26 protein-coding genes are annotated in these 24946 nt (G+C 36.7%); 6 read left to right on the top strand and 20 right to left on the bottom strand.

Translation table 11 applies throughout. The annotated features are described in order from the left end of the window. Nucleotides 1-7: 7 nt before the first annotated feature. Nucleotides 8-556 carry an NUDIX hydrolase gene (locus ACIQX2_RS07050; protein ID WP_402847938.1) on the bottom strand — a complete coding sequence of 183 codons (549 nt, stop codon included), beginning with the start codon at nucleotides 554-556 and terminating at the stop codon, nucleotides 8-10. 88 nt (nucleotides 557-644) lie between these two features. Here ACIQX2_RS07050 and ACIQX2_RS07045 point away from each other — a divergent pair, with 88 nt between their 5' ends. Beyond that, a complete protein-coding gene (locus ACIQX2_RS07045; RefSeq protein ID WP_402847936.1) occupies nucleotides 645-1547 on the top strand; it encodes an aldo/keto reductase in 903 nt (300 codons plus the stop codon). Between the two features lie 208 nt (nucleotides 1548-1755). Here ACIQX2_RS07045 and ACIQX2_RS07040 read toward each other — a convergent pair whose 3' ends face one another. Next, nucleotides 1756-2010 carry a DUF3886 domain-containing protein gene (locus ACIQX2_RS07040; RefSeq protein ID WP_402847934.1) on the bottom strand — a complete coding sequence of 85 codons (255 nt, stop codon included), beginning with the start codon at nucleotides 2008-2010 and terminating at the stop codon, nucleotides 1756-1758. A 16-nt stretch (nucleotides 2011-2026) separates the two neighbouring features. Continuing rightward, nucleotides 2027-3208: an acetyl-CoA C-acetyltransferase gene (locus ACIQX2_RS07035; protein ID WP_402847932.1), complete on the bottom strand. Its 1182-nt coding sequence runs from the start codon at nucleotides 3206-3208 to the stop codon at nucleotides 2027-2029. A 105-nt stretch (nucleotides 3209-3313) separates the two neighbouring features. Here ACIQX2_RS07035 and ACIQX2_RS07030 point away from each other — a divergent pair, with 105 nt between their 5' ends. Further along, a complete protein-coding gene (locus ACIQX2_RS07030; RefSeq protein ID WP_402847930.1) occupies nucleotides 3314-4210 on the top strand; it encodes a hydroxymethylglutaryl-CoA lyase in 897 nt (298 codons plus the stop codon). Between the two features lie 11 nt (nucleotides 4211-4221). Next, nucleotides 4222-5151: an alpha/beta hydrolase gene (locus tag ACIQX2_RS07025; RefSeq protein WP_402847928.1), complete on the top strand. Its 930-nt coding sequence runs from the start codon at nucleotides 4222-4224 to the stop codon at nucleotides 5149-5151. 23 nt (nucleotides 5152-5174) lie between these two features. On the opposite strand, the gene ACIQX2_RS07020 is transcribed toward ACIQX2_RS07025, so the two are convergent. From ACIQX2_RS07020 to yneA, 5 genes are all read right to left on the bottom strand, one after another. Continuing rightward, nucleotides 5175-5393: a YneF family protein gene (locus ACIQX2_RS07020; protein ID WP_093063024.1), complete on the bottom strand. Its 219-nt coding sequence runs from the start codon at nucleotides 5391-5393 to the stop codon at nucleotides 5175-5177. 151 nt (nucleotides 5394-5544) lie between these two features. After that, nucleotides 5545-7545 (bottom strand): transketolase, encoded by a 2001-nt coding sequence (tkt, locus tag ACIQX2_RS07015; protein ID WP_402847925.1) that lies wholly within the window; start codon nucleotides 7543-7545, stop codon nucleotides 5545-5547. 86 nt (nucleotides 7546-7631) lie between these two features. Beyond that, on the bottom strand, nucleotides 7632-7865 hold the full coding sequence (locus tag ACIQX2_RS07010; RefSeq protein ID WP_093063026.1) for a DUF896 domain-containing protein: 234 nt from the start codon (nucleotides 7863-7865) through the stop codon (nucleotides 7632-7634). A 62-nt stretch (nucleotides 7866-7927) separates the two neighbouring features. Continuing rightward, nucleotides 7928-8578 (bottom strand): YneB family resolvase-like protein, encoded by a 651-nt coding sequence (locus ACIQX2_RS07005; protein WP_402847922.1) that lies wholly within the window; start codon nucleotides 8576-8578, stop codon nucleotides 7928-7930. After that, a complete protein-coding gene (yneA, locus tag ACIQX2_RS07000; RefSeq protein ID WP_402847920.1) occupies nucleotides 8575-8892 on the bottom strand; it encodes a cell division suppressor protein YneA in 318 nt (105 codons plus the stop codon). The genes ACIQX2_RS07005 and yneA overlap by 4 nt, the downstream gene beginning before the upstream one ends. Before the next feature lie 170 nt (nucleotides 8893-9062). On the opposite strand from yneA, the gene lexA reads away from it, so the two are divergent. The 3 genes from lexA (at nucleotide 9063) to ACIQX2_RS06985 (ending at nucleotide 10447) form a co-directional block, all read left to right on the top strand. Continuing rightward, nucleotides 9063-9683: a transcriptional repressor LexA gene (gene lexA, locus ACIQX2_RS06995; protein ID WP_093063029.1), complete on the top strand. Its 621-nt coding sequence runs from the start codon at nucleotides 9063-9065 to the stop codon at nucleotides 9681-9683. Nucleotides 9684-9955: 272 nt separating this feature from the next. Then, on the top strand, nucleotides 9956-10126 hold the full coding sequence (locus ACIQX2_RS06990) for a hypothetical protein (protein ID WP_402847917.1): 171 nt from the start codon (nucleotides 9956-9958) through the stop codon (nucleotides 10124-10126). 150 nt (nucleotides 10127-10276) lie between these two features. Beyond that, nucleotides 10277-10447, top strand: a complete 171-nt coding sequence (locus ACIQX2_RS06985; RefSeq protein WP_402847915.1) for a hypothetical protein — start codon at nucleotides 10277-10279, stop codon at nucleotides 10445-10447. Nucleotides 10448-10745: 298 nt separating this feature from the next. On the opposite strand, the gene ACIQX2_RS06980 is transcribed toward ACIQX2_RS06985, so the two are convergent. The 12 genes from ACIQX2_RS06980 to mutL all read right to left on the bottom strand — a co-directional run bounded on the left by ACIQX2_RS06980 (nucleotide 10746) and on the right by mutL (nucleotide 24928). Beyond that, the gene (locus ACIQX2_RS06980; RefSeq protein ID WP_402847913.1) at nucleotides 10746-12341 is read right to left on the bottom strand and encodes a long-chain-fatty-acid--CoA ligase; all 1596 of its coding nucleotides are present in this window, start codon (nucleotides 12339-12341) and stop codon (nucleotides 10746-10748) included. A gap of 32 nt (nucleotides 12342-12373) precedes the next feature. After that, nucleotides 12374-13582: a CaiB/BaiF CoA transferase family protein gene (locus tag ACIQX2_RS06975; RefSeq protein ID WP_402847911.1), complete on the bottom strand. Its 1209-nt coding sequence runs from the start codon at nucleotides 13580-13582 to the stop codon at nucleotides 12374-12376. Nucleotides 13583-14229: 647 nt separating this feature from the next. Next, nucleotides 14230-15564: a type I glutamate--ammonia ligase gene (gene glnA, locus ACIQX2_RS06970; RefSeq protein ID WP_402847908.1), complete on the bottom strand. Its 1335-nt coding sequence runs from the start codon at nucleotides 15562-15564 to the stop codon at nucleotides 14230-14232. A gap of 37 nt (nucleotides 15565-15601) precedes the next feature. Then, nucleotides 15602-15985, bottom strand: a complete 384-nt coding sequence (locus ACIQX2_RS06965; protein WP_402847906.1) for a MerR family transcriptional regulator — start codon at nucleotides 15983-15985, stop codon at nucleotides 15602-15604. 136 nt (nucleotides 15986-16121) lie between these two features. After that, a complete protein-coding gene (locus tag ACIQX2_RS06960) occupies nucleotides 16122-17372 on the bottom strand; it encodes a methionine gamma-lyase family protein (RefSeq protein ID WP_402847905.1) in 1251 nt (416 codons plus the stop codon). An 83-nt stretch (nucleotides 17373-17455) separates the two neighbouring features. Then, nucleotides 17456-17755, bottom strand: coding sequence for a rhodanese-like domain-containing protein (locus tag ACIQX2_RS06955; RefSeq protein WP_402847904.1), 300 nt, complete (start codon nucleotides 17753-17755; stop codon nucleotides 17456-17458). Between the two features lie 74 nt (nucleotides 17756-17829). Continuing rightward, complete coding sequence (gene hfq / locus ACIQX2_RS06950; protein WP_402847903.1) at nucleotides 17830-18051, bottom strand: RNA chaperone Hfq; 222 nt, start codon at nucleotides 18049-18051, stop codon at nucleotides 17830-17832. Between the two features lie 63 nt (nucleotides 18052-18114). Further along, nucleotides 18115-19035 carry a tRNA (adenosine(37)-N6)-dimethylallyltransferase MiaA gene (gene miaA / locus ACIQX2_RS06945; RefSeq protein WP_402847902.1) on the bottom strand — a complete coding sequence of 307 codons (921 nt, stop codon included), beginning with the start codon at nucleotides 19033-19035 and terminating at the stop codon, nucleotides 18115-18117. Then, entirely contained in the window at nucleotides 19028-19924 is an 897-nt protein-coding gene (locus ACIQX2_RS06940) for an alpha/beta fold hydrolase (RefSeq protein WP_402847901.1), read from the bottom strand. Before ACIQX2_RS06940 ends, miaA begins: the two co-directional genes overlap by 8 nt. A 25-nt stretch (nucleotides 19925-19949) precedes the next feature. Then, nucleotides 19950-21596, bottom strand: coding sequence for a glycerol-3-phosphate dehydrogenase/oxidase (locus ACIQX2_RS06935; protein WP_402847900.1), 1647 nt, complete (start codon nucleotides 21594-21596; stop codon nucleotides 19950-19952). Then, on the bottom strand, nucleotides 21597-23108 hold the full coding sequence (gene glpK / locus ACIQX2_RS06930) for a glycerol kinase GlpK (protein WP_402847899.1): 1512 nt from the start codon (nucleotides 23106-23108) through the stop codon (nucleotides 21597-21599). It lies immediately after the preceding gene. A gap of 11 nt (nucleotides 23109-23119) precedes the next feature. Continuing rightward, nucleotides 23120-24928 carry a DNA mismatch repair endonuclease MutL gene (mutL, locus tag ACIQX2_RS06925; RefSeq protein WP_402847898.1) on the bottom strand — a complete coding sequence of 603 codons (1809 nt, stop codon included), beginning with the start codon at nucleotides 24926-24928 and terminating at the stop codon, nucleotides 23120-23122. Nucleotides 24929-24946: the final 18 nt, after the last annotated feature.

The raw sequence follows: 24946 nt of genomic DNA, 5'->3' as shown, positions 1-24946 counted from the left end.
ACTTAAATCATGCTTCTTTCCAATAATCTTTTAACCAAATATATGCAAACGCAGTTTTAGCATCATAGATTTGTTGTCTCTTCACCATATCTTCCATTTCGGAAAGGCTCACATGCAATAACTCGACAAACTCATCTTCATCTAATCCCACTGGTGAGTCCATCTTTTTAATATTCTCTGCAAAATAGAGATGGATAATCTCATCAGCAAATCCGGGAGATGTGGCAAATGACTGAATGTACTCTAGTTTTTCCGTTGTATAGCCTGTCTCTTCCTCTAATTCACGTAGAGCAGTTATTTCTGGAGCTTCTCCAACTTCTATTTTTCCTGCAGGAATTTCAATAATAGACCTTTCTAATGGTTTTCTATATTGTTCTACTAATATTATTTTTTTGTCATTAGTTACTGCAATAACCGCGACTGCACCTGGATGTTTTACAATTTCTCTATTGCTAGTTTTACCATTTGGTAGTTCTACTTCATCTACCTGTAGTGTTATTATTCTTCCTTGAAATTTAACCTCTGTTTGAATTGTTTTTTCCTCGAACTTTTTCATGACGAATCATCCTCTCGTTAGTATCTGTGCTCTTTAGTTGAATCTATCTATTTGACATTGTACCATGTAGAAAAGGACGTGAGGAAACTTGAAGAAAAGACAATTAGGTAAAAGTGAAATATACGTTTCAGAAATTGGATTAGGCTGCATGTCACTTCCAACTGATCAAAAAGCTGCTGATAATATTATTCAAGTGGCATTAGAAAACGGCATTACCTATTTTGATACAGCAGATTTATATGAGAATGGCGAAAATGAGAAGATTGTTGGTAATGCACTTAAGAGCAATCGACAAAATATTATATTAGCAACAAAAGTTGGAAATCGATTAAACAAATCTGGGAATGGTTGGTCCTGGGATCCGTCAAAGGAATGGATTACAGAGGCCGTACACGCATCATTAAAGCGTCTCCAAACTGATTATATAGATGTATATCAGCTCCACGGTGGCACGATGGAGGATAATGTAGACGAAGTTATCGATACAATGGAATCGTTGAAAAAAGAAGGACTTATACGTACGTACTGCATCTCCTCTATTCGCCCAAACGTCATTGATCGATTTTTACGCAAAAGCAATGCCGTTTCTGTAATGATGCAATATAGTTTACTTGACAGAAGACCGGAAGAATGGCTTTCCTTATTAGAAAATAATTCGACTTCTCTACTTAGTAGAGGTACGTTAGCAAAAGGGTTATTAACTGCTGAAGGATTAACTCGTGCATTTAAAATAGATGATTATTTAAATTATACTCAGCAGGAATTACTTGAAGTTATTAAAGAGTTGGATGCGTTAGATGCTCCTTTAAGTTCAATTGCTCAACATTATGTATTACAGCAAAATGTAACTGGTTCGATGATTCTCGGTGCAAGTAGTGAGGAGCAGTTGATGGAATCTATCAAGGCATACAAAATACAAGTGCCAGAAAGTATTTTACAAAAAGCAAGCGAAATAACAAAAAGAGAGATTTATATGGAACATCGAATTTAAAATGGCTTTAACTTGAATAGCTAGTCGTGATGTACTTCACGACTGGCTTTTTTCATTTTGCTACGCTTTTATAAAAAGACGTTTGGAAACTCTATCTTGGTTAGTTGGAACTTGGGAGAGTTTAGTTTGAAAAAATGACTTGTTAGTTTGAATAGGGTATTTTTCCTACTAAAAAACCTATTCACATAAAGCGAATAGGTTTTCTTTTTTAAAACTTCGAACCGCCAAAGCCATACTCATCTAATAGTTCTTCAAACGATTTGTTTTTTTCTTTTTCTTTCTTTTCGAAAGCAAGTTGTGCTTGTCTTTCTTCTTCCTTTTGCTGTTCAGCGGTTACTAATTGTTGCTTTGTTTCTTTTAGTTTCGCTAGGATGTCAGAAGAAAGCTGATCGGATAAGGAATTTCCTTCTTCCACTTGCTTAGCAGGTTTTACCTGTTGTTGCCTTTGTTTTTTCTTAGCCATGTATTCACCTTCTTTATTAACGTTTAACTATAGTCGCGACTCCTTGACCTCCACCTATACAAAGTGTAGCAAGACCTGTTTTAGCATCCCTCTTCTCCATTTCATGAAGTAAAGTTACGAAAATACGGGCACCACTAGCCCCTATTGGATGACCTAATGCAATCGCTCCACCATTTACGTTTAGTATATCATGATTAAAGCTCAGCTCTCTATCTACAGCAATCGACTGTGCTGCAAAAGCTTCATTTGCTTCGATCAACTCGATATCAGATAACGTGAGTTGAGATTTGTTTAATACTTTTTTCACTGCTTCCACAGGTCCAATTCCCATGATGCTTGGATCCACTCCTGCAGAAGCATTTGCTACAACTGTTGCAAGCGGTTTAAGTCCAAGCTCATCCGCTTTTGCTTTAGACATAACCACTACAGCTGCTGCTCCATCATTAATCCCTGAAGCGTTACCAGCAGTTACTGAGCCGTCTTTTTTAAATGCAGGACGTAGCCCCGCTAACTTTTCTTCTGTAGAACCTTTCTTTGGATATTCGTCTTGCGAAAAGACAATAGATTCCCCTTTTCTTTGTGGAATTTCTACTGGTACGATTTCGTCAACAAACTTACCTTCTTCTATCGCTTGAGCAGCTCTACTCTGCGAACGCGCGGAAAATTTATCTTGCTCTTCTCTATTAATATTATATTGATCACATAGATTTTCAGCAGTTACACCCATATGATAATCATTAAAAGCACACCATAGTCCGTCTGAAATCATACTATCTACTACTTTTTGATCGCCCATACGGAAACCATCTCTAGCATTTTTCAACAAATAAGGTGATTGGCTCATGTTTTCCATTCCACCTGCAACAATAATATCTGCATCCCCTGCAATAATAGCTTGCGTTGCAAGATGAATTGCTTTTAAGCCAGAACCACAGACTTTATTAATCGTTAACGCTGATACTGATTGTGGCAACCCAGCTTGGATAGACGCTTGTCTTGCTGGATTTTGGCCTAAACCTGCTTGAAGTACATTCCCCATTATTACTTCGTCCACAGCATCTTTAGAAACCCCTGCTTTTTCTAAAGCCTTTTCAATTACAATAGCACCTAGTTTGGTAGCTGGAACATCTTTTAAGGCACCTTGAAAAGAACCTATTGCTGTTCTTACTGCACTTACGATCACAACTTCATTAGTCACTTGATTTCCTCCTTGTTTCCCCTGTATTAAACTAATTTAAAAGAAGCAAACTTAAATTTGCTTGTTTAACCATCCTTTCTTTACAATAAAGAGGGAGGGATGATTATGTTTAGTTTACCAAATAAAGTGACAATTATCGAGGTAGGTCCAAGAGATGGCTTACAAAATGAAAAAAATGAAGTATCAACTGAAGTGAAACTAGCCTATATCGAAAAACTGCAGCAAGCAGGAATAGAGGAAATGGAGTTAACCTCCTTCGTTTCACCAAAATGGGTACCGCAAATGAAAGATGCAAATGTAATAGTTACCCAAGTGAAAAAAATGGGTAGACAAATTGTACTAACACCAAATAAAAAAGGTGTCGAATTAGCCACACAATCTGGTGCTCAGAATTTCGCAGTATTTGTAGGCGTTTCTAACAGTTTTAATAAAAAAAATATTAATAAAACAACGAAAGAAAGCATGGATGAACTCATGCCAATTGTGGAAAAACTATTACAAGAAGGTCATTTTGTTCGCGCCTGTATTTCCACTGCTTTTTATTGTCCATATGAGGGTAAAATAGATCCATCAGACACATTAGCCCTGTGCAAAGAGTTCGTTTCATGGGGTGTAAACGAACTAAGCGTAGCAGATACAATTGGAATGGCTAATCCCCAGGAAAGCTATGAATTGTTCAAAATGTTGAAGAATGAATTTCCAGCTACTCTTATTACCGCTCATTTTCATGACACTCGAAAAATGGGTATAGCCAATATACTAGCAAGCCTTCAAGCGGGAATTGATCGGTTCGATACTTCTACTGGTGGACTAGGCGGATGTCCTTTTGCACCTGGTGCAACAGGAAATGTAGCAACTGAAGATGTTGTGAATATGCTACATCAAATGGGTATACGGACGAATATTAACCTTGATTCACTGCTTAAAGCAGTAGAAGTGATTGAACCTTTTGTGTCTAGACCAATAGACACGGGTATGTATAGTCTATTTAAAAGTAAGTAGGGGTTGATCAAATGAAGAAACGAGTAATTATTTGGACGAGTATTTTTACTAGTATTTTGACAGCTATCACTACGTTCTTTGGTTTTTTTGTAACTAATAGGTTGATGTATATGAAGAAAAAAGAAAATGATTTTATATTAAACCGCGAAATTACCTCAAAAAGATTAGATGAAGCCTGGTTTAACGCAGTAAATAAAACGGAACAATGGATCGAATCTAAAAATGGCTATTCTTTAAAAGCCATTTTTGTCGAGCCACTAGAAACAAATAATTATGTCGTTATTTGCCATGGGGTCACCGAAAACAAAATTAACTCGCTACGTTTTGTTCGTATGTTTGAACGTCTTGGATTTAATAGTGTTGTCTACGATCATCGTAGACATGGTGATTCCGGTGGCAAGACAACTAGCTTTGGGTTTTATGAAAAAATAGATTTACAATCTGTTGTTGAAGCAGTAAGAGAAAGAGCGGGAAATGATGCAGTTTTAGGTATTCATGGAGAATCTATGGGGGCAGCCACCACACTGCTATATGCTGGCTCTATAATTGATGATGCTAATTTTTATATTTCGGATTGTGCATTTTCAGATTTTGAGCAGCAAGTTTATCATATAATGACACAGACAACTCCTCTCCGATCGAGTCTCGCGATACGATTTGCGAATTTGTTTTTAAAACTGCGTGATGGATATACGCTAAATCTCGTTTCCCCAATTGATGTGATTGACAAAATTGAAAAACCAGTCTTATTTATCCATAGTTTGCAAGATGATTTTATACTTCCTAAAATGACTGAAGATTTATATGAAAAAAAGCTAGGTCCAAAAACATTAAAATTATTTGATATAGGTGAACATGCTAAATCGTTCAATGAAAATAGTAAAGAATATGAGCAAGTTGTGGCAGATTTTCTACAAGAAAATGGTTTGTTAAATAAATAAAAAAGCACTCTGCTGAGTGCTTTTTATTTTTGCATTTTATTCATTTGATTCATCATTTGTTTAACTTGTTTTTCAGAAGGCTTACGACCCATTTGTGCCATCATCATACGTAGCATTTGTTCATTAATAGGCGGGTTTTCTTTTAAGTACTTCATCATATATTGACGTGCTGCAAAGAAACCAATTGCCGCACCAGCGATTAACGCAACGATTATAATAACAATCCAAATCCATGTTTGCATATTTTCTCCTCCTTCATGTTCTTATCTACGTGTACAAGACACCATTAAAAATTATACTATAGATTCTTTTTGCATTCTATATAAATTCGAATAAAAAAGCAATTCAAATACTAAATGTTTAAAAGTATTTGAATTGCTTTTATTAATATTCTTATTTTTGAAGTAGGTCTTTCATTTTAGAAACAACATTCTCTACAGAGAAACCATATTCTTTCATAACAATTTCACCAGGAGCACTTGCACCGAATTTATCAATAGCAATTACGTCGCCTTCAAATCCAACATAACGGTGCCAGCCTAATGATGAACCCATTTCGATTGCTAGACGCTTTGTTAAATGAGATGGTAAAACCGTATTTTTATATGCAGCATCTTGTTTCTCAAATAAATCCCATGACGGCATAGAAACAACGGAAACTTCAATACCTTCTTTAGAAAGTGCTTGTTGCGCTTCAACTGCAAGACTCACTTCTGAACCAGTTGCAAGCAGGATCGCTTCCGCTTTTTCATTAGGCGCTACAACATAAGCTCCTTTTGAAACTCCTTCTTTAGCTAGCTCCACTGAGTTTTCAAGCGTAGGAAGGTTTTGTCTAGATAGCACTAGAACCGTCGGAATATTTTTAGATGAAACAGCTAGTTTCCAAGCTTCTGCAGTTTCATTTGCATCAGCTGGACGGATTACAGATAGACCTGGCATTGCTCGTAAAGAAGCTAAATGTTCCACTGGCTCATGGGTTGGACCATCTTCCCCAACAGCGATACTGTCATGTGTAAATACATACGTTACAGGAAGTCCCATTAATGCAGATAAACGAATTGCTGGGCGTACATAGTCACTAAATACGAAGAATGTACCACCAAATACATTTAGTCCTCCGTGTAAAGCCATTCCATTTAAAGCAGTCCCCATTGCAAACTCACGTACACCGAACCAAATGTTTTTTCCAGCATAATTTTCTGCTGAAAAATCTCCAACATTCTTCATGGTAGTTTTATTGGACCCTGCTAAATCGGCACTACCACCAAAGAATGAAGGTAAGTTTTGAGCAATTGCATTAATTGCTTCCCCAGATGCAGAACGAGTAGCATGAGAAGTACCAGTTTCGTACGTTTTCAATGCATCTGCAAAGTTTTCAGGTAATTCTCCAGAAATAGCTGTTTTTAGTGTTGAAGCTAACTCAGGGAATTCAGACTCATACGCATTTAGTTTCTCATTCCAAGAAGCCTCTTCTTGAACACCTAAACGTTCAGATGCTTGTTTGAATGTGTCATAAACCTCTTCAGGAACGTAGAAGTCCTCTTCGTATAACCATTTATATTCCGCTTTAGCTAAAAGAGTTTCGTCTTTTCCTAAAGGCATACCATGAGCATCTGACTTACCAGAACGGTTAGGAGAACCAAAGCCGATAACAGTTTTCACTTCAATAAGAGTTGGTTTATCATTTTGAGACTTCGCTTTATCAATAGCATTTGAAATTTCTTCGATATCGTTTCCGTCTTTTACGAGAATATAGTTCCAACCATATGAATCAAATCGTTTTTCTACATTTTCTGAGAATGATTTACCTAAATCACCATCTAAAGAAATATCATTACTATCATATAATACAATCAATTTATCCAATTGAAGATGGCCAGCAAGAGAAATTGCTTCTGCAGCTACACCTTCCATTAAATCACCATCACCGCATAATGCATAAGTATAATGATCAATAATAGAGTGGTTTTCTTTATTGTACGTAGCTGCTAAGTGTGCCTCAGCCATCGCCATACCTACTGCCATCCCGATTCCTTGACCAAGTGGACCAGTTGTTGCTTCTACTCCTGCAGTGTGACCGAATTCAGGATGTCCAGGTGTTTTAGAATCCCATTGTCTAAAGTTCTTAATCTCTTCCATAGGTAAATCATAGCCACCAAGGTGAAGTAGACTATATAAAAGCATAGAACCATGACCTGCAGATAATACAAAACGGTCGCGGTTGAACCATGTTGGGTTATTTGGATTATGACGTAAATGTTTTGTCCATAAAGTGTAAGCCATTGGTGCAGCCCCCATTGGTAAACCAGGGTGACCAGAATTAGCTTTATCGATTGCATCAATAGACAAAGTTCGAACCGTATTAATTGCTAATAAATCGGATTGTAATGACATGAATGACATCCTCTCAAACAAATTTTTTCTATATTTCTAGTTTAGACAAGAATGTCTGTATTATCAATGGTTTCTGAAATGATTAATTAATTCAGAAACTTTCCTTTCTTGGCTTCTTGAACCTTTACAGGGGTTACATCATTTCCAGCAGGGTCAATTATTTTTACACTTTCTATAGTATCTCTCATTGTGGAGCGAAAAGTTTCCAAATATTCTTTACGTAAAGAACTCTGTTCTTTTGCTTCTTCAATTGAAAGTCCTGTTGTTTTAGATTTTTTAGACAGCTCGCTAATTCTTGCTAGTTTTTCTTTACTTAACATTTTAACGCATCCTTTCACTTTCTCTTTATATAAAGGTAAGGAAAAAACACACAGAGTGCAAGTCATTTCACTCCATGTGTTTCTATGTACTCAATATAACGTCGATGGACGGTTGCTTTACTAATGTTAAAACCCAATCCTTTTAAAGTGCTCGAAATCTCCTCATAGGTAAGACCTGCATTCCGTAGTCTAACAACTTCTTCTACAGGAACATCTATTCTTTCCCTTCCTTCAGGATTTCCTTTTGTCTTTAAATTTTTTTCTGGTCGGTATCCTTTGGAAACCGCCTTTTTCATCCCTCGTCTTATTTTAGCATTATGTAATTTCCTTTGATATTCCTCCACAAGCGCTAATATTTCGAGGAGCATAGAATCCATTTCATTTAAATTAATGACCCCTTTATCTTGTAAAGTGTACACAGAGGTATTTGTTTTTTGGAGTAGATGTAGAACTGCCATTCTTCCATTTCCTCTACCTATTCGAGTTTCATCTTGAACAAATACAGCGTTAATTTCATTTTCTTTTATATAGTCAAGTAATTCTAATAAGCCTTCACGCTCAACATCATAACCACTATGTTGATCAATAAATACTTTTGCCACTTCATAGCTTTTTTGTTTTGCAAATTCTAACAGTTCCTCTTCCTGTCTCTTTAAAGAGGTCTCTTGAGACTCTTTTTCAGTGCTCACACGACAATAGATAACTGATTTCATTTTGTATCGCCTGCTAACTCCGTTTCATTATCGAAGTGGTAACTTTTTTCATTGGCTGGAATTTTAAGTATTTCTCCTGCTTTTATATGTTCATCTTTCAAGTTATTCATCGCCATTACCTTATTAATCCATACTTTTTTATCTTCATTAACTCCGTACTCATGTGCTAACTCCCATAAAGAATCGCCTTGCTCTATATTAATATGTTGACTCTCATCTGTAGAAAAAGATTTCGAGATTATTATAAACATTATAAAAGCAATACTTCCAGCAACAAAAAATGATAGAAAATAGTTTTCTTTTATCCAGGTCATTAAAAATACCCCCTAATAGAATATGTGTTCGTAATGTATAATTTAATAATAATGCGAACGTTTGTTTTTGTCAACACTAATTAGAACCTATGTTTGCATTAATGTTCGTAGCCTGTTATACTATTAATAAGATAGAAAAGGATAGTAATTACTCTTAAAGAGGTGAACAAATGAAGAAAGCATCTAAAAGGCAAGAAGACATTCTAGCTTTTATAAAAGAAGAAGTACGCAAAAAAGGGTATCCACCATCCGTTCGAGAAATAGGAGAAGCTGTGGGCTTAGCATCAAGTTCTACTGTCCATGGACACTTAGCTCGATTAGAAAGTAAAGGTTTAATCAGAAGAGATCCAACTAAACCACGTGCCATTGAAATCCTTGACAGTTTAGGAAGCATGGCTGAAAAACAAAACGTAGTTCATGTGCCACTAGTTGGTAAAGTTACTGCTGGATTGCCAATTACGGCAATTGAAAATATTGAAGAATTTTTCCCGCTGCCAGAAACTTTTGGTACATCTGATGATAATTTATTTATGTTAGAGATTATGGGTAACAGTATGATTGAAGCAGGAATTTTAAATGGTGACTATGTTGTTGTAAAACAACAGCAATCAGCAAATAATGGTGATATTGTTGTAGCAATGACCGACGAGGATGAAGCGACAGTGAAGCGGTTCTTTAAGGAAAAATCCTATTTCCGTTTACAACCTGAAAATTCCTCCATGGAACCAATCATCGTAAACTCCGTTAGCATTCTTGGAAAAGTTGTTGGAGTTTATCGCAATATTCAATAGTATTTACAGACTTGACAATCTACTTAATATTACTTAAAATAACGAAGAGCCGATATCATATTTCAACGAAAAGTGGACATTTTCGTTGAAATCATCGAAAAACCCCTTTACCTTTATGGTTGAGGGGTTTTGTTTTGAAAAATATTATATTCTAAAATATAATATAAAGAGTTTGAAAATAACAAAATGTGGGTATTATTTCTATAAGCTTACATAGGTTAAATTACATACTTATTTATGGGTGATACATAACTACAAAGGAGTCGTAACCTATGAAAATAATTGTAGAAGAACTTAAAAAACTCATAAATGACTATTATAGATGCAATAACTTCCAACTGAAGGAACAAATATTGATCGATATTAAACTATTAAAGGATGCACTAAGAATTATTGAAAAAAGTAAGCTAGGGATTAACTATGAAAGATCACTTGGTTATTAATCAAGTGATCTTTTTGTACCTAAACAACTCTTCAATTCCACATGGCCTTTGTTCTCTTTTTCAAAAATTATTACTTAAAATACTTCCAATTATAGTCGATTTGTTACATAATAAAAAAACAGGTATTATAGATCATAAGGGGGAGTATTATTGCCTATAGCATTAATTTATAAAGAACTAAATCGATTAATAGATGATTACTATAAATGTCCCTTTAAACATATAAAAGAGCAAATTCTTATTGATATCCATCTTCTCACTGAAGCGATATTACTTTTCGATGTCGATTATCCTTTAACAGTTTCACTTGAAACTCAATAAGTGACGGCTCCCTCTTACTTAGTAATAAACAAACTAACCATATACAAAAAGCGTTGAGAGCATAGAGCTCAAACGCTTTTTTAAATAATAAAATCCTCAATCCATTGTGAACTGAGCTTTTACCGTATGTTAATAACAATTTCTTCTTCAACTTAAGTATCCGTTACTTGAACATGTTTTTATTGGAGTGGTGCGAATAACATTACTGAAACCTCTACTAAACAAAATCTCTAATACTAGTACTATTAAGAAGCCTATAAAAACTCACTCCGGTGAAACCACCGGAGTGAGTTTTTTGTTAATTTACCTTTTTAGGGCCATTCCAGTACATTTCGCGTAAACGGAATTTTTGCAGTTTTCCTGTAGCTGTTTTTGGTAATGCCTCTACAAATTCAATCGATTTTGGCGCTTTGAAATGAGACATATTCGAACGACAGTAATCGATTAATTCTTTTTCTGTAACTGTTCTTCCTTCATGAAGTACGATAATTGCCTTTGGAACTTCTCCCCACTTATCATCAGGTATAGCAATAACTGCAGCCTCTAAAATATCGGGATGTTTATATAGTACACCTTCAATTTCTGTGGAAGAAATATTTTCTCCTCCAGAGATAATCATATCTTTTATTCTATCTTGGATTTCGATATAACCATCAGGATACGTTACAGCTAAGTCTCCTGTGTAGAACCAACCGTCTTTAACTGCTTCAGCAGTTCTTTCTGGATCCTTGTAATAACCATCCATGACTACATTTCCACGAGTGATAATCTCACCAAGTTCTTTCCCATTCCATGCAACTTCTTGTCCATCTTCTTGGTTAACTACTTTCGTTTCCCCATTAAAAGCAAGTTCAATTCCTTGTCTCGCTTTAATTGTAGCTTGTTCATCAGGTGATTTCTCATCGAATTCATTTTTCCATTCATTATATAGAATGAAAGGCGAAGTTTCAGTCAATCCATACACGTGAATCATATTTAATCCTAGAATTGCTTGTGCTTTCGCGATAAGTGCGGCTGCTGGAGGGGCTCCTGCAGTTGCCATTCGAGGATTTGTAGTAATTTTCATTTCTTTACTCGATGGTTCATTCACCAACATATTAACCACTGTTGGCGCACCACATAATAAGGATATTTGATGTTCTGTAAATAAATTCAAAATAAGCGGTGGATCAACTTTTCTTAAACATACATGAGTTGCACCAGCCGCTGTAATCGCCCAAACACCACCCCAACCATTAGCATGGAACATTGGTAAAGTATGAAGATATACATCATCATGCTTAACACTCAAATGATACAAGAAATTGACCGCATTCATGTAGTTTCCACGATGCGTTAGCATAACACCCTTGGGTTTAGATGTCGTACCACTCGTATAATTCAATGTCAGAAGCTGATTTTCATCAATTTCCGTATTAGGTAAAATAACATCTTCAGAATCTTGTTCGATAAATGTTTCAAAATCTATACCATTCAATGAATTCGTTTCCCCTTCTACAGAAACAACGATAACTTGATCAAAAGGTAAACGATCCCCAATTTCCTCAATAGGACTAGTAAATTCTTCATCCACTATCAGCATTTTGGAGTCACTATGCTTTATGATGTACTCCAAATCCTCTGCATTTAGTCGGTAATTAAGAGGTACAAGTACAGCTCCTATTTGGCATATTCCATAAAAGCTTTCTAGCATATAATGAGTGTTTGGTAGCATGACTGCTACATGATCGCCTTTTTGAATACCAGCGTTTAATAGTGCAGCAGATAACTTGTCAGCACGTTGTCCGAATTCTTTATATGTAAACTGTTTTTCTCCGTCAATAACTGCTACTTTTTGTGGGTAATATTTAATCGCTCTTCTTTTCCAATCCAATGGTGTTAATGCAGCAAACATTCTAACCAACTCCCCTTTAGTAGACTAATTTGTTATTTTGAGTTTTCTATTTGTTTAATCGAACCGAAAATGCCTTTTTCTTTAAGTGATTTAATCGTCTCACTATCAAAACCCAGTTCTTCCAAGATTTCATTAGTATGCGTTCCCGTTTGCACCCCCGCAAAACGGTACTCGCCTGGTTGTGTTGAAAACTTAATAGGAAAAGCAATTTGTTTTTGTATACCTTCATCATATTTTGGTACAGAAACTACTAGCTCTCTTGCCTTTATATGCGGATGTTCTACAGCTTCTGAAAAATTTAAAACCGGCTCCACACAGCCATTAAATCCATTTTTAAGAATACTATTCCATTCATCCAATGTCTTTTCTTTAAAAGTTTTTATGAGCTTTTCTTTAAACGCTAATTGATCTACTCGATTCTCACTACTACTAAGTTTGAACAAACCAGGATCTCCAAGTAATTCACAAAGCATTTTTTGAAACTGAGGTTCCAAGCTTCCTACAGATATATAACGATTGTCTCTCGTTTCATAATAATCATAAAAAGAGCCACCGTTTAACAGTAAAGATTCAGCAGTCGGTTCGATTCCGCCAACTAAAAAACTAGGTCCATACAAAGCATTTAAAGAAAACGATACATCCGTCAAACTAATATCAATATGCTGACCTTCACTAGTTTTTTGTCGATTATACACAGCAGCTAATATTCCAATGACAGCTGGCATCGAACCTCCTGCAAGATCTGCTACTTGTACACCAGCAGGCACAGGCGTTTGACCTTTTCGAAAAGAATAACTGGAAACACCTGCTAAAGATAAATAGTTAATATCATGACCAGCCTGATTGCGAAGAGGACCTGTTTGTCCATAACCAGTAATAGAGCAGAAAATAATAGCTGGATTTATTTCTTTTAGCTTTTCATATCCAATTCCCAGTTTATGCATTACACCTGGTCGGAATTGTTCTACGACAATATCATATTCTTTTATTAATTGGTAGACGATTTCTATCGATTCTGCCCGCTTTAAATCTAATGCCAATGAACGCTTAGATCTATTTAAGTGAGCAAAAGTAGCTGATACTTCTCCGTCCATTGGGCCATCATATTTTAATAAATCCTCTCGATTTGGAGATTCTATTTTCAATACTTCTGCTCCCATATCAGCGAGCATCATCGTTGCAAATGGACCAGGTAACAAAGTAGAAAAATCTAATATTTTCAAACCACTTAAGATCCCCATTTTTTCCCCCTTCGTTCGTAATATTTAAATTATTCAGATATATATAATTGTAACGAAAACATCGTGTACTTTCAATTAATGTTTGTACGATCTGCACTAATCAACTTAGAAGCTACTTGTTGTGTCAAAATGTAGGCAGAATTTCTCCCAGTTCTAACTCATGCTTACCAATACGGTTATATTTATGGAATATTTTTTAAAACCTAAATTTAAACTAGAATGAAAAAGGTGAAGCGGCAGCTTTACAGTGTACAGATATAAATTTTAAGGATAAAACAATCACCATAAATAGAGTTTTAACTTTCATCTTGTAACTTGCAGAAAAGACGGCATAATTAAAGCCTTTACCAATTCATTCAGTACGCCTCACCTATGTAGTATTAATGATGGAAGCCGAAACTGACATTAAATATATCCAAAAACAACAGGGTCATGATAATTATCAAATAACAGCTGATGTATATGCTCACGTCTCATGCAAAATAAAAAAGAAAAACACCGAACGAGTCAACTCACGACTGAACGATGTTTTTAAATAATATTTTTTTACTCTCTTTTCGGGGTGAAATGGGGTGCGGATAATTTTGCAGAATTATTTCGCTTTAAGCACCCCATTATTTTAGTCAAATAACCCCGTCAAATCAATATTAGTACATTTTTAGATATTGTTCACGTTCCCACGGATGTACAGCTGTACGGAACATATCCCATTCAATTTCTTTAGCTTCTACAAAGTTTGCATAAATATGTTCTCCAAGTGCGCCGCGAATAGTTTCACTTTTACCTAATTCTTGTACAGCTGCATGTAAAGTTGGTGGCAGGTTATGGATTCCGTTTTCGATACGTTCTTCTTCTGACATTACATAAATATTACGGTCCACAGCTGGTGGTGGGGTTAGTTTATTTTTAATTCCATCTAACCCAGCTTGTAGAATTACAGCCATTGCAAGATATGGATTCGCTGCTGGATCTACTGAACGAACTTCAATACGCGTACTTACCCCTCTTGAAGAAGGAATACGGATTAATGGACTTCTGTTTTGTCCTGACCATGCCACATAACAAGGTGCTTCGTATCCAGGTACAAGACGTTTATATGAGTTTACCAATGGATTTGTAATCGCAGTAAAGCTTTGAACATGCTTCAATACACCAGCCATAAATTGCATAGCTGTTTCACTTAAACCAATTTCTGTTGACTCATCGTAAAATGCGTTTTCATTTCCATTAAATAGAGATACATTAAAGTGCATTCCTGATCCATTTACACCAAACAATGGTTTTGGCATGAATGTCGCATGCAAGCCGTGTTTTCGTGCAATTGTTTTAACTACAAGTTTGAACGTTTGAATATTGTCACATGCTGTTACTGCATCAGCATATTTAAAGTCAATTTCATGTTGACCTGGAGCAACCTCATGATGAGATGCTTCAATTTCAAAGCCCATCTCTTCTAGTTCTAGTACGATATCACGACGACAGTTTTCTCCTAAATCCATAGGCGCTAAGTCAAAGTAACCACCATGATCATTCAATTCAAGTGTTGGCTCGCCTTGAGCATCTAATTTAAATAAGAAGAATTCAGGTTCAGGTCCTAAGTTAAAGCTTGTAAATCCTAACTCTTCCATTTCTTTTAAGATTCGTTTTAAATTACTACGTGGGTCTCCTGCAAACGGAGTTCCATCAGCTTTATTTACATCACAGATTAAACGGGCTACTTTCCCTTTACCTGTAATCCAAGGGAATACTACCCATGTATTTAAATCTGGAACTAAGTACATATCAGACTCTTCAATTCGTACAAATCCTTCAATAGAAGATCCGTCGAACATCATTTTGTTATCGAGAGCTTTATCGAGCTGACTAACTGGGATTTCAACGTTTTTAATAGTTCCTAGTATGTCTGTAAATTGAAGACGAATAAAATTCACCTCGTGTTCAGTCACTAATTTTTTGATATCTTCCTTAGTATACTTGCTCATTTTTCCACTCTCCTAAAAGTTTATATATGAACCTCGATTATCGATAGAACCGAGATAGGTCCCCTTGTCGCAAAGAAGCTCGTTGATGCCTTTGAGCTAATTTCATCTCTTCTTTCACAATTGCTCGTAATTCTATGTCCGAAATGACTTTTCGAACATCTTTTGTAACCGCAGGACTATTTTTCAACTCAAAGATTTGTTTAATTCCTGCGATATTAACACCTGTTTTCAATAAATCCTTGATTTCCAACAATATATCAATATCATCTAACGAAAACATGCGCTGCTTACCTTCAGTTCGTGCAGGGTGAACCAGTTCTTGCTCTTCATAGTAACGGATTTGCCTAGCTGTCAATCCAGTCAGCTGCATAACGATATTCATTGAAAGTAATGGCATCGAACGTCTCCATTCCTTTTCCATTACTACACCCCCTTGTAGGTTATACATTTATTATATGTCATGTTAACTAACGTGTCAAGGCTATGTTAGGAAACCTAACAACATTTTTCGATTAAACAAAACCATTTCTTATGACATAGAAATGGTTTTATCTTTTTTATTGTTTTATCGTTTGAACTGCTCCTAAAATGGCATATTTCACATGTTCATACGTTAAACCACCTTGGATAAAGGCTGTATAAGGAGGACGAATTGGTCCGTCTGCTGTTAGTTCCATACTCGATCCTTGTACGAATGTTCCAGCGGCCATGATAACATCATCCTCATAACCTGGCATATATGCTGGTTCAGGCATAAACCGCGCATTAACAGGGGAGTGCATTTGTATAGCCTGGCAAAATTGAATCATTTGATCTGCAGTTTGGAAAGAAACGGACTGGATTAAATCTGTGCGAGGTTCCGTATAGTGCGGCTCTGTAGTCATACCAACCTGCTCCAATAAAGCTGAAGTAAAAATAGCTCCCTTTACTGCCTGGGATACAACATGGGGAGCAAGAAAAAATCCTTGGTACATATCCATCAATGCATGTAAAGAAGCTCCCGCCTCTGCTCCTATACCCGGAGAAGTCATTCGGTAAGCACATTTTGTGACAAATTCCTCTTTACCCGCAATATAGCCGCCTATTTTAGCAAGACCACCACCAGGATTTTTGATCAGTGAACCAGCCATTAAATCTACCCCTACATCCGTCGGCTCCAATTCTTCTACAAATTCTCCATAGCAATTGTCTACAAAAATAATAGCATCCTCTTTAATACTTCTTATTTCTATAACCATTTGTTTGATTTGATCAATTGTAAAGGAAGGACGTACTGCGTATCCCTTTGAACGTTGGATGGCAATTACTTTCGTGCTGCTTTTCACAACCTTTTTTACCGCATCCCAATTGATGTCCCCGTTTTCCAATAATTCTACATGTTTATAAGTAATACCGAAGTCAGCAAGCGACCCCGTATCCTTTTCTCCTCCACTTACAATTGACTGCAACGTATCATAAGGTTTACCCGTTATATAAAGTAGTTCATCATTTGGTCTTAGTACCCCAAACAAACTAGTAGAAATCGCATGCGTTCCCGAAATAATTTGAGGACGTACAAGCGCTGATTCTGATCCAAATGTCGTTGCATATACCTTTTCTAATGTATCTCGACCTTCATCATCATAGCCATATCCAAATGACGGATGAAAATGATGATCGCTAACTCCATGTTCCTTAAATGCTTGAATTACTTTTTGCTGATTTAAAAAAGCAATTTTTTCAACAAGTTTATGGTGAGATGCTATTTTAGTTTCAACCTGTTCAGCAAGCTCCAATATTTCTTTTGATAATGTTGTTGTAAATGTCATGTTATATTCTCCTAATTTCAAATTACAAATAGAAAAGACTAATCTCAAAATTGAAATTAGCCCTTTGTCTATATTGAATAAAGTTAAAACTGTACCTCGCCGTTCCAGTCCATCATACCGCCAGCAATATTCGTTACGTCATAGCCATTTTCCTCTAGAATTTCACAGGCCATTGCACTACGGCCACCTGCTTTACATACTATGTAATGAGGAACTGATTTATCAAGCTGTTCCATACTGCTCTCAATTAGCCCTAATGCAATATGCTTTGCTCCAGGTATAATCCCATTAGCCACTTCATCACTTTCACGTACATCGATGATACTGATTTCTTCACCTGCGTCTAATTTTTGTAACAGCTGTTCTGTTGTAATAACATTCATATTAAACTCTCCAATTCCTGCGTATATTCTATAAAATCATAATAGGAGCGTTTCCATCTGTCAAACATTCCATATTATTCTTCTGTTAGCTTTACTGGTTTAGAAGGAGCAAATGTTGAAATTGCATGTTTGTAAATCAACTGTTGTCTACCATCCGATTCGAACAGTACAGTAAAGTTATCGTATGACTTCACTAACCCCTTTAACTGGAAACCATTCAATAAAAATACGGTTACGAAAATATCGTTTTTTCTCAGCTGATTTAAATATAAATCTTGAATATTCGTAGGTTTCATCCCAATACCCCCATTTACAATTTGCATGTTAAAAACATACTACGTTGTTAGTATTCGCTTTAATTATTCATTTTCCTGCATAAATTCATTAATTTCTTTTATTATTCTTTCGGCATCAGTAAACGGATTATACCAATGAATGTCCATTTTGTTTCTAAAATACGTTAACTGTCTTTTGGCATACCTTCGAGAGTTTTGCTTAAGTTGATCAATTGCGTCTTCAAAGGAAACATTTCCATCCAAGTAGGCATATAATTCCTTATAGCCGATTGCCTGGATTGATTGAACATCTCGAATACCCTTACTATAAAGTGTTTTTACTTCCTCTAAAAGTCCTTTTTCTAGCATAATGTCTACTCGGTGATTTATACGACCATATAACTGTTCACGATCAATGGACAGGCCAATAATATAGTGATGATAGACTTTTTCTTGGCCTTGGTTTTGCTCTATATCATTCTTTTGTTTCCCAGTAAGCTCTACTCTTTCAATTGCGCGAATCACACGCTGCACATTATTAGGATGAATTTTCTTTGCCGCCTTTGGATCCAACGAATTCAACCGTTCAAATAAACTATCAGGTGTCATTCTTTCTAATTCCGCAAGTCTATTCTCATCACGATTCGGTTGTTCCGTAAATCTAAAGTCATATAAAACAGATTGAATATAAAGCCCAGTTCCTCCAACGATAATCGGAAGTTTACCTCTTGATGTAATTTCTTCAATTTTACCTCGTACGAGTTTTTGATATTCCGCAACGGAAAAGCTTTCAGTTGGATCTTTAATATCTAGTAAGTGATGAGGAATACCTTCCATTTCCTCTTGTGTAATCTTTGCCGTTCCAATATGGAGTTCTCGATATACCTGCATTGAGTCTCCATTAATAATTTCACCATTAAACGCTTTAGCCAATTGAATACTTAAAGCTGTTTTCCCAACAGCCGTTGGTCCGACTATCGCAATTACGCTTGCTATTTTATGCATTATCTATCATCCAATTTGCAATTATTTCATATGATTGAAGCTTGTTGACCTCGTTTAGAATTTCGTGCCTTGCATCCTCTACTAAATGTACAGTTACATTGGTCATTCCAACACTTTTAAGACCATTCGCGACTTTGAAGATGTCTTTCCCTTGCTTACCGACAGGATCCTTGGCGCCACTAATTACTAGAACGGGTAAATCTTTTTTTATATGATTGTTTTTTTTAGTCTGGTGAATTATTTTTAATCCGTCAAAAAGGTCTATAAAGAATCGATTCGTTGGGATTATCCCACAATGCGGATCCTCTATATATTTTTGGACTTCTTTTTCATCTGTTGAAAGCCAGTCAAAAGGTGTTTTAGGATTGGTTATTTGTTTATTAAACCCACCAAAAGCCATGCTATTCAACAAAGCAGCTTTAGCTGTCGGACTTTTTACAGCCGAAGTAAACCTGCCGATTAGTTTACCCGCGTCTCCCATTAACCCTGGACTAAAGGTAGTTCCAGAAAGGACGACTTCGGTCAAAGAATCACTATACTTCTGCATATATCTACGTGCAACAAATGATCCCATACTGTGACCGAATAAAATAAGTGGAATATCTCCCAAATTTTCACGAACATGTATTAATACTTCACGTACGTCCTCCGTTACTCGTTCGAACCCTAACTTATCTGCAAAATATCCAAATTGCCCATTTTTTTCAGCTGTCAAACCATGCCCACGGTGATCGTGGCCAGTAACGACAAATCCTTTGGACATTAAAAAGGTAGCGAAATCTTCATAACGACTGATATGCTCTTCCATGCCATGAAGAAGATGTACATGACCAATCGGTGCTGTATCTGGAGAAAATTTAACGATATGAATTAAATGCTCATCTGACATTTTACCTTCTAAGATAGTTTTCAGCTCAATCCCTACTTTCGTTTAATGTAGCTTCTAGCAAAAGTATATCAAGTTGGTTTTTAAATGTAGTTGTTTGTACATCCGAGTATTGGAGCAGTTGCTGCATTACATTCACTATTTCATCTTTATATTCTTTAAAGTGCTGTATATCAAAATAAAGCATACCTGTTCTTCTTACTAAAAAATCCACAGGTGAATAGACCATTTCTTCATGCACTGCGTAATAAATTTGAGCAAGCAAAGCTAACGGTAAACTAGACGGGATTGTTGATAGGATTTGTGCATATTGAAAAACTTTATCGACATTCGTTCCATACCTTTTAGCCAGCTTTCTTCCTTCTAATCTAGAAAGTCCGTAAGCGAGTGCCATTTGTTCTTTCTGGTTAAGAAATGCATCCCATTGTTTAGAGCCACCAATATCTCCACCAGATAACGTTAAATGCTTTGTTACGCATGGCCCGTATTTTTCATCCCCAAGTTGCTTGGAAATTCTATCTACAATAGTTTCAGCCATTTTCCTATACCCTGTTAGTTTACCTCCAGCAATTGTAAATAAACCTGCTTCTGACTGCCAAACCTCATCTTTTCGAGAAATTTCTGATGGATCCTTTCCGTCCTCATATATTAATGGACGAACACCTGCCCAAGTGGACTCTACTTGGTTTGCAGTAACACGAACTAAAGGAAACATCGAATGGATTGCCTGGATAAGATAATTTACATCTTCCGGAGTGGCTATAGGATGCTGAATATCGCCCTCAAAGAACGTATCCGTTGTTCCTACATAAGTTTTCCCATCACGTGGAATTGCAAAAATCATTCGCTTATCAGGTGTATCAAAATAGACAGCCTGCTTTAGCGGGAAAACCGATTGATCAATAACAATATGCACACCCTTTGTGAGCTTGAGTTTTTTATTGTTTTCAAGGGCATCTAAAGCACGAACTCCATCCACCCAGGGGCCAGTGGCATTGACTACTTTTTTGGCATGTATGGAAATTCGTTTATTGCTTATTGTATCTACAACCTCTGCTCCCATTACCTGATTATCATCGTCATAAATAAAGGAGCGTGCTTTCGCGTAGTTTAAGCATACTGCCCCTTTTTCCATTGCTTTTTTGAGAACTTCAATCGTTAGTCGGGCATCGTCGGTTTGGTATTCAACGTAGTATCCCCCTCCTAGTAAACCTTTGCTTTTTAAAAGTGGTTCTTTTTCAAGTGTCTCTTTGTCCGAAAGCATTAATCTTCTTTCATTCTTCTTCACACCAGCTAAAAAGTCATACATCTTCAAGCCAGCAGATGTAGTAAGAGGTCCAAATGTACCCTTTTTATGAAACGGTAGTAACATCCATATTGGTTCGGTCACATGAACTGCATTTTCATACACAATTTCTCTTTCTCTGCCGACATCAGCAACCATTTTCACTTCCAGTTGCTTTAAATACCGCAAACCACCATGCACAAGCTTTGTGGAACGACTAGAAGTTCCTGCAGCAAAATCCTGCATATCCACTAAAGCGACAGACATTCCACGGGTTACAGCATCAAGGGCAATTCCCGCACCGGTTATACCTCCGCCTATTACGAGCACGTCGAATTCAAAATAATTTAGTGTATTTACTATTTGCTCACGTTCTACAGAAGACTTCAATTATTCCACCTCTTCGTCTGAAAGTTTGAAAATACGTGTTGCTTCAACTGCTTTTTTCCAGCCTTTATAAAGTTGATCTCTTTTCGCAATTTCCATTTTTGGTTCATATTGCTTTTGACTTTCACGTAAGTTGGATAATTCTTGTGAATCCTTCCAGAAGCCAGTAGCTAAACCCGCTAAGAAAGCAGCTCCTAAGGCTGTTGTCTCGTTAAGCTTGGCTAGTTCTACGGGCAAATTTAATAGATCGCTTTGGAACTGCATTAGAAATTCGTTACTTACCGCTCCACCATCTACTCTTAATGTCTCTACATCTACCCCAGAATCTTTTTCCATCGTTTCAAGAACGTCTTTTGTTTGATAAGCAAGGGATTCTATCGTGGCACGGATGAAATGCTCTTTTGTCGTTCCTCTTGTTAATCCAAAAATTGAACCCTTCGCTTCGGAATCCCAATAAGGCGTTCCAAGTCCAACAAAAGCTGGTACAAAATAGACACCTTCTGTAGATTCAACTTTTTTTGCGTACCTCTCCGATTCAGGAGCACTCTTTATCATACGTAGTCCATCACGAAGCCATTGAATCGCAGAGCCAGCAACGAAAATACTTCCCTCTAAAGCATAGGTCACTTTACCATCTATACCCCATGCAATAGTCGTTAACAAACCAGACGGAGAAGTAACCGCCTCTTCTCCAGTATTTAATAGCATAAAGCATCCAGTACCATACGTGTTTTTAGCCATGCCTTTCTCAAAACAGCATTGCCCAAATAATGCAGCCTGTTGGTCCCCTGCTGCTCCGGCAATATCTATTTCCTTTCCAAAGAAAACAGATGGATCGGTTTGTGCGTATACTTCAGATGATGATGCTACTTTTGGCAGCATTTCCATTGGAATAGAAAGCTTCTCACAAATCTCTTCATCCCACTTTTGTTCATATATATTGTAAAGCATCGTCCTAGAAGCATTGGAATAATCCGTCACATGAGCATTCCCATTGGAAAGCTTCCATATTAACCACGTATCAATCGTTCCAAACAGTAAATCACCGGCTTCCGCTTGCTCTTTGGCACCATCAACATTATCCAATATCCACTTTACTTTAGTTGCAGAAAAGTACGGGTCCAATTTCAAGCCCGTTTTCTCTTGAAAAAACAATTCCATATCATCTTTTTTAAGTTCATCAATAATAGACTGGGTTTGTCTTGACTGCCAAACAATCGCATTATACACAGGCTTTCCTGTATGTTTATTCCACACGACTGTTGTTTCTCGTTGGTTCGTTATCCCAATTGCATGGACATCCTCTGGTTGGTTTCCACTTTCTGTTAGAACTGCTGCCAGCACAGATAATACGGATCCCCAAATTTCTTTCGCATCATGCTCCACCCATCCTGATTTAGGAAAATATTGTTTAAATTCTCGTTGAGCAGAGTGAACAATATTGCCGAGCTTATCAAAAAGTATTGCTCTAGAGCTAGTCGTTCCTTGATCGATCGATAATATATATTCTCCCATTTTACTTCCTCCTACATAACTCGTTTGAACATTTTTTCAATCTCATAAGTCGAAAAATGTACGATTACAGGTCTACCATGTGGACAGGTCAAAGGATGTTGAGCATTTTTTAAGCTTTCTAACAGCTGCTCCATATCGTTCATCGTCAAATAATGATTTGCTTTAATCGAAAGTTTACAGCTCATCATAATGGCAGCATCTTCTCTAAGTTTTTTAATATCTGTTTTACGGTTATTCAATACTTGTTCGATTAGCCCTTCAATAATCTTCGTCTCTTGGTCCTTAGGAAACCATGTAGGATGATCTCTTACAACAAAGCTAGAAGTACCAAACTCCTCTAAAAATATTCCTACCTCATTTAATTCATGTATAGACTCTTTTATACGGTAAGCCTCGTCTAAAGAATAGTGAAAAGTCAGTGGAAGCAAAAGCGATTGTCGCTCATTTGCATTTACTTCCCCTATCTTTTCCTTGTAAAATTCATATTTTACACGTTCTTGGGCAGCATGCTGATCTATTAAGTAAAACCCATCATCACTTTGAGCAACAATATAAGTACCGTGGATTTGACCTACTACATGTAAATCAGGAAATGGCTTTTTATCCTCCACATTTTCGATTGAATGCATATCGAAATCTGCCAATGGCTCAATCTCTTCATAAACGATACTAGGCAGCTCTTTAAATGGATTATTAGTTTGTTCGACTGCCATACTATCATCGTCTGGAGGAATGGGATCCATTTTTGTCGGCTCATAAGTTTGTTTAAAGAAATCAAACTGCACACTTGGCTGTTTCTTAATAACTGGCTTTTCTATAATTTCGGGTGGTTTCTGCACACGATGCATAATCGAACGGATTGTTAAACGAATCATTTCCATAAGTTCTTTTTCTTTACTAAGGCGGATTTGATGCTTCGCAGGATGAACATTGACGTCCGTTAGTATTGGATCCATTTCAATATTTAAGACGACAATCGGATATCTACCTATCGGCAACAAAGTATGGTATGCATCGACTATTGCATTATTTATCCCATAGTGCTTAACCCAACGGCCATTCACTAAAACAGTTATATAATTTTTCGAAGCTCTCGTTATTTCCGGTAATGTTCCAAAACCCGATATATGAAAATCAGATGTTTCCTTATCGAAGGCAACCATTTTTTTCACGTTAGAGATTCCATAAATGGAAGCCAAAACTTGTTTAAGGTCGCCTCTTCCACTTGTCTGTACAATGGTTTGCTGATTATGTGTTAGCTTAAACGCAATACCTGGATAACTAATGGCTAAGCGGTTTATCAAGTCAATGGTATGACCTAACTCTGTTTGAATCGTTTTCAAATATTTTAACCGAGCTGGCGTATTATAAAATAGCTGGCTCACGACAATATCAGTTCCTCTTCGTATCGGTCCAGGGGTATTGGATAATAACCTTCCACCTTCTAACTCTACTTTTGTCCCAATACTTTCACCATTTGATGTCCATAGGCTAATTTTCGATACTGAGGCAATACTAGCAAGCGCCTCTCCTCTAAAACCTAATGAACGTATTCTGAAAAGATCATGCTCCGTAGTGATTTTAGAGGTAGCATGTCTAGAGAAGGATTTTATCGCATCCTCCTCGTCCATTCCTTTTCCATTATCAGTTACTTGAATTTTAGACAGCCCGGCTTCTTCTAGCGTAATTTCAATAGAAGTGCTTTCCGCATCTATTGCATTTTCTACCAATTCTTTCACAACAGAAGCTGGCCGTTCCACCACTTCACCTGCTGCAATTTTGTTGGATAACAGTTCATCCATTAATATTATTTGTCCCATATTATTCACCTACTTTTG

The organism is Psychrobacillus sp. NPDC096623 (assembly GCF_044762655.1).
Classification (GTDB): Bacteria; Bacillota; Bacilli; order Bacillales_A; family Planococcaceae; genus Psychrobacillus.
The sequence above is the reverse complement of the archived record's forward strand: the minus strand, read 5'-3'. Positions and strand labels throughout refer to the sequence as shown.